This is a genomic window from Mesobacillus sp. (assembly GCF_057785455.1).
In genome coordinates this window covers 82,538-94,791 of record NZ_JBYNSB010000035.1, presented here as the reverse complement: position 1 = coordinate 94,791, position 12,254 = coordinate 82,538, and the positions used below count along the sequence as shown (strand labels likewise).

The 12,254-nt window shown below is 44.7% G+C and carries 10 protein-coding genes; 9 read left to right on the top strand and 1 reads right to left on the bottom strand.

Going from position 1 to position 12,254, the window contains the following annotated elements:
• The first annotated feature begins 36 nt into the window (after positions 1-36).
• Complete coding sequence (locus tag AC3EBE_RS14305) at positions 37-771, top strand: glycerophosphodiester phosphodiesterase (protein WP_488595716.1); 735 nt, start codon at positions 37-39, stop codon at positions 769-771.
• On the opposite strand, the gene AC3EBE_RS14300 is transcribed toward AC3EBE_RS14305, so the two are convergent.
• Entirely contained in the window at positions 772-1,035 is a 264-nt protein-coding gene (locus AC3EBE_RS14300) for a DUF2627 domain-containing protein (RefSeq protein ID WP_488595715.1), read from the bottom strand.
• A 253-nt stretch (positions 1,036-1,288) separates the two neighbouring features.
• Here AC3EBE_RS14300 and AC3EBE_RS14295 point away from each other — a divergent pair, with 253 nt between their 5' ends.
• From AC3EBE_RS14295 to AC3EBE_RS14260, 8 genes are all read left to right on the top strand, one after another.
• On the top strand, positions 1,289-3,346 hold the full coding sequence (locus AC3EBE_RS14295) for a sigma-54 interaction domain-containing protein (RefSeq protein ID WP_488595714.1): 2,058 nt from the start codon (positions 1,289-1,291) through the stop codon (positions 3,344-3,346).
• Positions 3,347-3,482: 136 nt separating this feature from the next.
• Positions 3,483-4,388, top strand: a complete 906-nt coding sequence (gene yqiS / locus AC3EBE_RS14290) for a phosphate butyryltransferase (RefSeq protein ID WP_488595713.1) — start codon at positions 3,483-3,485, stop codon at positions 4,386-4,388.
• Between the two features lie 34 nt (positions 4,389-4,422).
• A complete protein-coding gene (gene bcd / locus AC3EBE_RS14285) occupies positions 4,423-5,517 on the top strand; it encodes a branched-chain amino acid dehydrogenase (protein WP_488595712.1) in 1,095 nt (364 codons plus the stop codon).
• A gap of 120 nt (positions 5,518-5,637) precedes the next feature.
• A complete protein-coding gene (gene buk, locus AC3EBE_RS14280; protein WP_488595711.1) occupies positions 5,638-6,723 on the top strand; it encodes a butyrate kinase in 1,086 nt (361 codons plus the stop codon).
• Positions 6,724-6,770: 47 nt separating this feature from the next.
• Complete coding sequence (gene lpdA / locus AC3EBE_RS14275; protein WP_488595710.1) at positions 6,771-8,192, top strand: dihydrolipoyl dehydrogenase; 1,422 nt, start codon at positions 6,771-6,773, stop codon at positions 8,190-8,192.
• A 55-nt stretch (positions 8,193-8,247) separates the two neighbouring features.
• Positions 8,248-9,243: a thiamine pyrophosphate-dependent dehydrogenase E1 component subunit alpha gene (locus AC3EBE_RS14270; RefSeq protein ID WP_488595709.1), complete on the top strand. Its 996-nt coding sequence runs from the start codon at positions 8,248-8,250 to the stop codon at positions 9,241-9,243.
• A gap of 12 nt (positions 9,244-9,255) precedes the next feature.
• Positions 9,256-10,239: an alpha-ketoacid dehydrogenase subunit beta gene (locus AC3EBE_RS14265; RefSeq protein WP_488595708.1), complete on the top strand. Its 984-nt coding sequence runs from the start codon at positions 9,256-9,258 to the stop codon at positions 10,237-10,239.
• Between the two features lie 50 nt (positions 10,240-10,289).
• On the top strand, positions 10,290-11,612 hold the full coding sequence (locus AC3EBE_RS14260) for a dihydrolipoamide acetyltransferase family protein (protein WP_488595707.1): 1,323 nt from the start codon (positions 10,290-10,292) through the stop codon (positions 11,610-11,612).
• Positions 11,613-12,254: the final 642 nt, after the last annotated feature.

Here is a 12,254-nt window from a genome sequence, read left to right as displayed (position 1 = left end):
TATTACCTCCAAATAATAATTAAGGTGTGATTGAATATGACTCTTATTTTTGCCCATCGCGGCTATGCGGCTGCATTCCCGGAAAATACGATGAAGGCATTTATTGAAGGAGCTAAAGCCGGGGCTGATGGTATAGAATTGGATGTCCAAATGACAAAGGATGGTGAATTGGTCGTCATTCATGATGAAAAGGTAGATCGGACGACAGATGGAAGCGGCCTGGTTAAAGACTTCAACTTGAAGGATATCCGTAAATTGGATGCAGGCAAGCTTCATAAATCATTATCCAAGAAGGAGCCGATTCCTTTGCTCAAAGAAGTGCTGGAATGGCTAACGGAAAATAAGCTTATTTGCAATATAGAATTAAAAAACAGCATCATTCCATACGAAGGAATGGAGTCAAAAGTCATTGACATGGTAAGGCAGTATAATCTCTCTGATAGGATCATCATTTCTTCTTTCAATCATTATAGCATTGTTTACTGCTACCGGCATGCGCCTGAGATTGAAATAGCGCCTTTGCTGTCAGAAGGGCTTTACATGCCATGGGTATATGCCCATTCAATCAGGGCAAGGGGCTTTCACCCCCACTGGAGGGCAGCTCCAGATGAAATTGTAAAAGCTTCTTTAGAATATGGTATAGAAGTGCGGCCCTATACAGTCAATAAAGATTCTGAACTAGAACGGCTTTTCAAGTGCAATTGCAGTGCAGTTATCACCGATGATCCTGCGAAGGCACTTAGAATAAGGCAAAAAATAAAACAGGCCTGATTATGGCCTGTTTTGCTTTTTATTGCTATCGGGAATGCGGAAAATCGCCTGAACTTTATTTTTTTTGCGGTCGCGGTGCAGGATAAAGCCTGCAATAAACGCAAGGCCGGCGGCAAATAATAGAAAACCTAAAATGAATTGAACAAACAGGTTGGGGATTGGAGACTGCAATATCCCAAAAACCATATCGCGCATAAGCTTTACACCGTAAGCCGAGACCACTCCAGGTATCACCATAATAATTAATGCAATAATCCTCGACATAATGGAAATCCCTTCGTTAAAAAATTCTTCTTCATTCTGAGTATAATAAAGTGATCCTTATTCCGCAATCCTCAGGATTATAATAAAAAGCGCAACCAGCCAGAAAGGGTCTATTGATCAAATGTAAGTTAATACGGAAGAAAAAGAATGAAATTTGTCATTGGCAACAAAAACATTTACAATTATTTGTGAAGAAAATTGCAGACTTTGTTTGCATTATATGAAATATTTTTCCTGATCCGTGGGGGACTTTATGCAAAAGATAATGATTGTAGGGGCAGGGAAAGGCGGCACCGCCCTGCTGAATATTTTTAAGCAAACTGCTAACGTGGTTGCGGTTGTAGATATTAATCCAGAGGCTCCCGGCCTGGCTGTGGCTAAAAAAGCTGGAATACAGACAGGTGAAGATTGGCGGGAATTCTTATCAGAAGACCTGGACATCATCATTGAAGTGACGGGGCTTGACCAGGTTTTTCGGGACCTGAGAGATGCGCGTGGCAAGAACACTGTCCTGATTCCAGGCAGCGTTGCTTTTCTTCTGGCTACATTGCTTGAGGAAAAGGAAGAATTGATCAAGACTCTCAGAAAGGTCACGTATGAACATGATTTGATCTTTAACTCCACCGATGATGGCATGGTGGTCATCAATACTGATGGAATCATAACTCTTTTTAACAAAAGTGCAGAAAAAATAATTGGAATATCCAGAAAATTGGCTGAAGGGAAGCATGTTCTTGATGTCATTCCCACGAGCAAGCTGCCGAGGATTCTAAATTCAAGAAAAGTTGAAATGAATCAGGAACTCGTCCTGGAAAATGGTTCGAAAATCATCACTACCCGCATTCCGATGGTCGATGAGAACGAGCAATTAATCGGTGCCTTCTCTGTTTTCAAAGATATTACGGATGTTGTTAACCTGGCAGAAGAAATCACGAATCTGAAAGAAATCCAGACAATGCTTCAGGCGATCATCAATTCAAGTGATGAAGCTATTTCAGTCGTTGATGAAGATGGCCGTGGAATAATGATTAACCCTGCGTATACCCGAATTACTGGCCTTAGTGAGGAGCAGGTCATTGGCCAGCCGGCTACTGCAGACATTTCCGAAGGGGAAAGCATGCACATGAAAGTCCTTAAAACTAGAAGGGCGGTCCGGGGTACGGCCATGCGGGTAGGGTCGAATAAAAAGGAAGTTGTTGTAAATGTAGCTCCAATCATAGTGGATGGGATCCTGAAGGGGAGCGTCGGTGTCATTCATGATATGTCTGAAATCCAGAATCTCAACCGGGAATTGAATCGGGCAAGGCAAATCATCAGGACGCTGGAGGCCAAGTATGCATTTGAAGATATCATTGGCCAATCTGAAGAGATGATGATCCCGATTGAACAGGCGAAACTAGGGGCAAAAACGCCAGCGACTGTACTGCTTCGCGGAGAATCTGGAACTGGCAAAGAGCTGTTCGCCCATGCGATACATAATGCAAGTGACCGCAAGTTTAACAAATTCATCAGGGTTAATTGTGCGGCTATTTCCGAGTCCCTGCTTGAGAGCGAGCTTTTTGGCTACGAAGAAGGCGCGTTTTCCGGGGCGAAAAGGGGAGGGAAGCGAGGGTTTTTTGAAGAGGCGAACAATGGAAGCATCTTCCTTGATGAGATTGGCGAGCTTCCTGCGAATACACAGGCGAAGCTGCTGAGGGTGCTTCAGGAAAGGGAAATTGTCAGGGTCGGTGGCACAAAGCCTATTCCAATCAATGTCAGGGTCATTGCCGCAACGAATATGAACCTGGAAAAAGCAATTGCAAACGGCAGTTTTAGAGAAGATTTATATTACCGATTGAATAGGATGCCTATTCATATCCCGCCTTTGAGACGAAGGAAAGATGATATTCCGCTACTTTGCGAAAGGCTCATCCGCAAAATAAACCAGGATTATGGTAGGAATGTCGAAGGCGTATCAGAAAAGGCGATGAGGAAACTGATGGAGTATGACTGGCCTGGCAACGTGAGGGAACTGGAAAATGTCCTGGGCAGAGCAATGATTTTCTTGAATTATAGTGAAACGATCATTGAGGTTTATCATTTGCCTGATCTGCAAGGAGGACAAGCAAGAGTGAATCAGGTTATTGAGCAAAAGTTAAGTGATGGGACCCTTGCGGAACAAATTGAGGTATATGAAGCCCAAATTATTAAAGATACTTTGGTTTCTGCTAAAGGAAATAAGACGCTTGCTGCCCGTTCGCTCGGGGTATCAGTCAGAAATTTGTATTATAAGCTTGAAAAATATAATATTGAAACAGATAGCATGCAATAATTTGCACGGTGTGCAATAATTTGCAGAATGTTTTTAGAGAAAAATAAAGCGTTTTCAATACTTTTTAAGTTGGCACGGTTCTTGCATATATAAAAGATGGGTGATGCGCATCGAAAAGAAAGGGTTGAGGCAATAGATGAAATTAGACTCACTTATCAGCAGGGCATCCCAAAATAAAAGGAAAACTGTTGCAGTGGCTGCAGCCGAGGATACAGAAGTTTTAGAAGCAATCGCCGAAGCGGCGAGACTGAACCTGGCTGATTTCCTTCTATTTGGAAACAAAGAAGAGATAGAAGGGATAATAGCCTCTCAGCATTCCTGGATGGCTGGCTTTGAAGGAATTAAAGTCATTTCTGCTCCAGACAATAATGCTGCTGCCGAAATGGCAGTCAAGTCAGTGAAAGCGAATGAAGCAGATGTACTGATGAAAGGGAATCTTCCTACAGCTGCCATTTTAAAGGCAGTTCTTAATAAGGAATATGGCCTGAGGGCCGGAGCGGTACTTTCCCATGTTGCGGTCTTTGAGGTACCAGGCTACAGCAGGTTCACGATCATCACTGATGCAGCGATGAATATCGCTCCAGATCTTGAGCAAAAGGCTCAAATTGTTAAGAATGCTGTGCAAATTGCTCATTCAATTGGCATTGAAATGCCAAAAGTGGCACCGCTGGCAGCTGTTGAGGTGGTCAATCCTGGTATGCAGGCGACATTGGATGCAGCAGCCTTAACAGCTATGAACAAACGCGGACAGATTTCAGGCTGTATAATAGACGGTCCGCTCGCACTTGATAATGCAGTATCCCATCTTGCGGCAGAACACAAAGGGATTACGAGTGATGTTGCAGGCGAGGCAGACATATTATTGGTTCCTGCCATTGAAGTTGGAAATGTATTATACAAATCATTAATTTATTTTGCCAATGCTAAGGTTGGAGCAGTCATTGCGGGTGCAAAGGCTCCAATCGTGTTGACTTCAAGGGCTGACAGTGCAGAAAGCAAGCTGTATTCACTTGCGCTGGCACTATGCTCTGCTGCTGATTAACCATAATTACATATAACCAGGGGAGGAATTATTAATGGAAATCTTTAAGTATCTTGAACAGTACGATTATGAGCAGGTAGTTTTTTGCCAGGATAAACAATCAGGATTAAAAGCGATCATCGCTATCCATGACACGACACTTGGACCAGCTCTGGGCGGGACTCGTATGTGGACTTACGCTTCTGAAGAAGCAGCGATTGAAGATGCTCTTCGCCTTGCAAAGGGCATGACTTATAAGAATGCTGCAGCAGGCTTGAATCTTGGCGGCGGAAAAACGGTAATCATTGGTGATCCGCGCAAGGATAAGAACGAAGAAATGTTCCGTGCTTTCGGACGTTACATCCAGGGATTAAACGGCAGATACATTACGGCTGAAGACGTTGGGACTACTGTTGCAGATATGGATCTAATCCATGAGGAAACAGATTATGTTACAGGTATTTCTCCAGCTTTCGGATCATCAGGTAACCCATCTCCAGTAACTGCATACGGAGTATACCGGGGTATGAAGGCAGCTGCAAAGGAAGCATTCGGTACAGATTCACTTGAAGGCAAGACAATTGCTGTTCAGGGTGTCGGCAACGTAGCCTACAATCTTTGCAAGCACCTCCATGAGGAAGGCGCACAGCTGATTGTCACTGATATCAATAAAGAAGCAGTCCAGAGAGCGGTAGAAGAATTTGGTGCAAGAGCAGTTGACCCGGATGAAATTTACGGTGTTGAATGTGACATTTATGCACCATGTGCACTTGGTGCTGTCATCAATGATGAAACAATCCCTCAAATCAAAGCTAAGGTAATTGCAGGTGCTGCAAATAACCAGCTGAAAGATACTAAGCATGGGGATATCATCCATGAAATGGGCATTGTATATGCTCCTGACTATGTCATCAATGCTGGCGGTGTTATCAATGTAGCAGATGAGCTATATGGCTATAATGCAGAACGAGCTATGAAGAAGGTTGAAACCATCTACAACAACATTGAAAAAGTTATCGAAATCGCCAGAAGGGATGGCATCCCTACTTACCTGGCTGCTGACCGCATGGCAGAAGAGCGTATAGAAAGAATGCGCAATTCCCGCAGCCAGTTCCTGCAAAACGGCCATCATATTTTGAGCCGCCGTTAATCGGAAATGAAACCGGAGAGCGCTGAATGACAATTCGGCGCCTCTGTTATTTACTTAATGGATACAACAGACGTTTCAACGGATTGCATAAAGTCCGTTTAGCATATTGGAGGTTTAACAGTGCAGCAAACAGAATATCGGATTCTAGTCATCAATCCAGGATCTACATCAACGAAAATTGGAGTCTTTGACAATGAAGTGTCCGTCTTTGAAAAAACAATCCGCCATGATTCTTCTGTCATTAACTCCTATGAGACCATCATCGATCAATATGAATTCAGGAAGAATACGATACTTGAAACGCTTGATACAGAAGGGATCAACATTTCAAAATTGAATGCTGTTTGTGGGCGCGGCGGGCTTTTAAGGCCAATTGAAGGCGGAACTTATGCAGTTAACGATAAAATGCTCGAAGACCTGCGCAATGGTTATTCAGGACAGCATGCTTCAAACCTGGGGGGAATCCTGGCCTATGAAATTGCTTCAGGTTTGAATATACCATCCTTCATTGTCGACCCTGTCGTCGTTGATGAGCTTGATCCATTGGCTCGTGTTTCAGGTTTCTCACTGATCGAAAGAAAAAGTATTTTCCATGCCTTGAACCAGAAGGCCGTGGCCCGCAGGGTTGCAAAAGAGCTGGGGAGAAAATATGAAGATGTGAACCTGATCGTTACACATCTCGGCGGAGGGATCACCGTCGGAGCACATAAAAGGGGCAGAGTAATCGATGTCAATAATGGGCTGCATGGTGATGGACCGTTCAGCCCGGAACGTGCTGGCACTGTACCAGCTGGCGATCTTGTCGAACTATGCTACTCCGGTGACTATTACCGCGAGGAAATTATGAAAAAACTAGTTGGCCAGGGCGGACTTGTTGGATACCTGGGCACGAACGATGCTGTCAAGGTTGAGAAAATGATCAAGCAGGGCAACGCCAGGGCGAAGCTGGTATATGACGCGATGGCCTATCAGGTAGCGAAGGAAATCGGCTCTGCCAGTGCGGTACTTGCAGGCAAGGTCGATGCGATCATCCTGACTGGCGGACTTGCCTATGGCAAGGATTTCGTACATGAGATTTCGGAACGGATCAATTGGATTGCCGATGTAATTGTCGAGCCTGGGGAAAATGAACTGCAGGCCCTTGCAGAGGGCGCACTCCGTATACTTCGGGGTGAGGAAGAGGTCAGGGAATATCCAGGTAAATAAAGATAAAGTGATGAAATTTTTTAAAAGAAGTTAGAGGAGGGAATCACATGGCACAAGAGTATGATTTGGTCATTCTCGGCGGCGGAACCGGGGGATACGTAGCAGCAATCAGAGCTTCACAGCTTGGTTTGAAAACGGCCATCGTTGAAAAAGGCAAACTAGGCGGAACCTGCCTGCACAAAGGCTGTATCCCGAGCAAGGCGCTGCTGAGAAGTGCAGAAGTGTATTCAACGGCGAAGAAAAGTGAAGAATTTGGCGTGACTACTGGGGAAGTAGGAGTGAATTTCGCCAAGGTCCAGGAGCGCAAAGAAAAGATTGTCGGCCAGCTGCATAAAGGTGTCCAACACCTGATGAAGCAGGGGAAAATCGATGTGTATGAAGGGCTTGGAAGAATTCTTGGCCCTTCAATATTCTCACCTATGCCAGGCACCATTTCAGTTGAAATGAATAATGGCGAAGAAAATGAAATGCTGATTCCAAAGAACGTAATCGTCGCGACAGGATCCCGTCCAAGAACTTTACCTGGACTTGAAGCCGACGGACAGTATGTCATGACTTCTGATGAGGCACTAATCATGGAAGAACTGCCAAAATCCATCATTATTGTAGGCGGCGGAGTAATCGGAATCGAATGGGCTTCCATGCTTGCTGATTTTGGATCTGAAGTTACCGTCATTGAATACGCCGACCGTATTGTCCCGACAGAAGATAAAGAGGTTTCAAGGGAAATGCAGCGCGCGATGAAGAAAAAAGGCGTAAAGATCATTACAAGTGCAAAGGTGCTGCCTGAAACACTCCAGAAATCAGACGGAGTAACAATCAATGCAGAACTCAAGGGCGAACAAAAAGAATTCAAGGCCGAAAAAATCCTTGTTTCCGTTGGACGTCAGGCAAATGTTGAAGGCATCGGCCTGGAAAACACTGAAATCCAACTTGAAAAAGGTTTCATCCAAACAAATGAATTTTTCCAGACAAAGGAATCTCATATTTATGCAATCGGGGATGTCATCGGAGGGCTGCAGCTTGCCCATGTAGCGTCACATGAAGGCATCGTGGCTGTTGAGCATATTGCAGGAGAAAATCCGCATCCGATTGATTATACTTTGGTTTCTAAGTGTATCTACAGTTCACCTGAAGCTGCGAGCGTAGGACTGACTGAGGATGAAGCAAAAGAAAAGGGCTTTGAGGTTAAAACCGGCAAGTTCTCCTTCAAGGCAATCGGCAAAGCTTTGGTATACGGAGAATCTGATGGTTTCGTGAAAATAGTAGCGGACAAAAACACGGATGATATCCTTGGCGTCCATATGATCGGTCCTCACGTAACTGATATGATTTCTGAAGCCGGCCTTGCAAAGGTCCTAGATGCAACACCATGGGAAGTGGCCCATACGATCCACCCCCACCCAACACTTTCAGAAGCAATCGGTGAAGCTGCATTAGCAGTGGACGGAAAAGCAATCCATTCCTAAAGTAATCTTTTAAACTCTTTTAGAGAGTATTAAACCGTAATTGGGAGGTATAAACATGGCAGAAAATCGTCACGCTTCACTTGGCTTAAGTGATGAAAAAGTTTTGGAAATGTATGAAACTATGCTTTTGGCCCGACGCCTTGATGAGCGTATGTGGCTGCTGAACCGCGCAGGTAAAATTCCTTTCGTAATTTCCTGCCAGGGGCAGGAAGCAGCACAGGTAGGAGCTGCTTTTGCGCTTGACCGAGAAAAGGATTATGTCCTTCCTTATTACAGAGATATGGGCGTCGTTTTAACCTTTGGCATGACAGCCAGGGATTTGATGCTATCGGGATTCGCGAAGGCAGAAGACCCTAACTCCGGCGGACGGCAGATGCCAGGTCACTTCGGCCAGAAGAAAAACCGCATCGTTACAGGTTCTTCTCCGGTTACAACTCAAGTGCCACATGCTGTCGGCATTGCACTTGCAGGGAAAATGGAGAAGAAAGATCTTGTTACCTTTGTAACTTTTGGAGAAGGATCCTCGAACCAGGGTGATTTCCATGAAGGCGCCAACTTTGCGGGAGTACATAAGCTTCCAGTTATATTCATGGTAGAAAATAATAAATACGCGATTTCCGTCCCTTACGAAAAGCAGGTAGCAGCCGAGAAGGTTTCTGACCGTGCGATCGGCTATGGAATGCCTGGTGTAACGGTAGATGGAAATGACCCGCTCGAAGTCTATAAGGCAGTAAAAGAAGCAGCAGACCGCGGTCGCAGCGGGGAGGGCCCGACTTTGGTTGAAGCGGTGTCCTACCGCCTGACACCACACTCATCAGATGATGATGACAGAAGCTATCGTGCCCCAGACGAAGTCGCGAAGGCAAAGACAAATGACCCAATCATCACATTTGGTGCTTATTTGAAAGAGAATGGAATCCTGAATGATGACAGCGAGAAAGAAATCAATGACAGAATCATGAAATTAGTTAACGAAGCAACAGACTATGCTGAGAACGCACCGTATGCAGAGCCTGAACATGCCTTAAAATACGTGTACGCGGAAGAGTAAGGGGGAGCAAAAATGGCGGTTATTTCTTATATAGATGCGGTAACTTTAGCGATTAAAGAAGAGATGGAAAGAGATCCGAGAGTTTTTGTCCTCGGAGAAGATGTGGGGAAAAAAGGCGGAGTTTTCAAAGCGACTCAAGGCCTTTACGAACAGTTCGGAGAAGATCGCGTCATCGATGCCCCGCTTGCTGAATCGGCAATTGCCGGCGTTGGCATTGGAGCGGCGATGTATGGAATGCGTCCAATTGCAGAAATGCAGTTCGCTGATTTCATCATGCCAGCTGTTAATCAGATCATTTCAGAAGCAGCAAGGATCCGTTATCGTTCAAATAATGACTGGAGCTGTCCAATGGTCATTCGTGCACCATACGGCGGTGGAGTCCATGGTGCCCTGTACCACTCCCAGTCAGTTGAAGCAGTGTTTGCGAACCAGCCTGGTTTGAAAATTGTCATGCCTTCTACTCCTTACGATGTAAAAGGATTGCTGAAGGCTGCAATCAGGGATGAAGACCCAGTTTTATTCTTTGAGCATAAGCGTGCTTATCGCCTGATAAAAGGTGAAGTGCCTGCGGATGACTATGTGCTTCCGATTGGCAAAGCGGATGTTAAGCGTGAAGGCGAAGATATTACAGTCATCACTTATGGCCTGGCAGTACATTTCGCGCTGCAGGCTGCTGAAAGGTTAGCGAAGGATGGAATCTCTGCGCATATCCTTGACTTGCGTACAGTTTATCCTTTGGATAAAGAAGCAATCATTGAAGCTGCCTCAAAAACAGGCAAAGTCCTTCTTGTTACGGAAGATAACAAAGAAGGAAGCATCATGAGCGAAGTTGCTGCAATCATTGCTGAGCACTGCTTGTTTGAGCTGGATGCTCCTATCAAGAGATTGGCTGGGCCGGATGTTCCAGCTATGCCGTATGCGCCTACAATGGAAAAGTATTTTATGATCAACCCTGATAAGGTTGAAAAGGCTATGAGGGAATTAGCCGAATTCTAATAAGATTTTATATTATTGTTTAACTTAAATCGGAGAAGGAGGGTCAACCTTTGGCAATCGAACAAATCAAAATGCCTCAATTAGGTGAGAGTGTTACGGAAGGCACCATTAGTAAATGGCTTGTATCCGTTGGGGATAAAGTGAACAAATATGATCCGCTTGCAGAAGTCATGACGGACAAAGTTAACGCTGAGGTCCCATCTTCCTTTGCGGGAACAATCAAGGAACTAATTGCGAATGAGGGAGATACTTTAGCGGTTGGGGAAATAATTTGCACGATCGAGATAGAAGGCGGAAGTGAAGTACCAGCTGCGTCAGCCAGTCAGCCGGCAGAAGCAAATGCTGCTCCGAATGCTGTTAACCAGGGTTCAGCTTTGAATGAAGGAAGCAAAGGAAGATATTCGCCTGCAGTATTGAAGCTTGCCCAGGAGAATGATATTGACCTAAGTTTGGTACAGGGCAGCGGAGCAGGCGGCAGGATCACGCGCAAAGACCTTCTGAAAATCATTGAGTCTGGCAACATTCCAAAAGCAAATCCTGCAGCCCAGCAGGAAGCACCTAAGGAAACTTCTTCATCGGCACAGGCTGTACCAGCAGCTGCACAGACTGTTCAACAGACACAGCCGGCAGCGGCTCCAAGCACACCTGCACCAGCTGTCCCGGTTACAGCTGGCGACATCGAAATTCCTGTCACAGGCGTCCGCAAAGCAATTGCAGCGAACATGCTCCGCAGCAAGCATGAAGCACCGCATGCCTGGACTATGGTTGAAGTGGATGTTACAAACCTTGTAGAATACCGAAATAATATCAAGGATGATTTCAAGAAGAAAGAAGGCTTTAACTTAACCTTCTTCGCCTTCTTTGTTAAAGCAGTATCCCAGGCGCTTAAAGAATACCCGCAAATCAATTCTATGTGGGCTGGCGATAAAATCATCCAGAAGAAAGATATTAATATCTCGATTGCTGTAGCGACAGATGATGCATTATTTGTACCTGTCATCAAAAACTCAGACGAAAAAACAATCAAAGGTATTGCCCGTGAAATCACCGAAATGGCACAAAAGGTCCGTGCAGGGAAGCTGCGTTCAGAGGATATGCAGGGCGGAACCTTCACTGTAAATAACACTGGTTCATTCGGTTCTGTCCAGTCTATGGGCATCATCAATTACCCGCAGGCAGCAATCCTGCAGGTAGAATCCATCGTGAAGCGCCCAGTTGTGATGAACAACGGAATGATTGCAGTAAGAGATATGGTGAACTTATGTCTGTCTCTTGACCATCGAGTGCTTGATGGCCTTGTTTGCGGCCGATTCCTGAAGAGGGTGAAAGAAATCCTCGAAAACACATCTAAAGAAAATACTTCTATATATTAAAACCTATATAAGGATGCCTGAATTCAGGCTTCCACCTTACAAAAAGCCGCTGCCAATTGGGAGCGGCTTTTTACTGATAGATATCATGGAGGAAGTCAACTTGAAGATCCTTTCAATCAATGAAATACCAAAGGAAATGGTTAGTGATTTCTATTCTCGTCACATTGCACCCATTTAAAAATGGTGACAACAAATATTGAAATGATTTTAAAAAAACAGGAGTTTTAACAAAAGGATGTTTTAGCAGAGATCGTTGCTTTTTACAAATATTGAATCATGATCCTGTTGATTGTAGTGGAAGGCGCGCAGACTCCTTCGGGATAAAGCGGGCAGGTGAGACCCCGTAAGAAATGGTCCGAAAAGAAGGGACCATTTTTCCCCGCAGGAGCGAAGCGACGAGGAGGCTCACCGCACGCCCCGAGGAAAGCGAAGCGCCTGGAACGAAAATCAACAGTCTTTTATTACAAAACTCTATTTAAAGCAATTTATGGTTCCCTTTTAAAAAAAGGGAGACTTATTACAATATATATTCAATAGCAACAAAGTTATAGAAAGCAGCCTAACAAAAAGCACTTCATTGCTAGAAAACCTTCCTTATACTAAAATAAAGAAGAGAATGAAAATTGAAATTTTATTAAATTT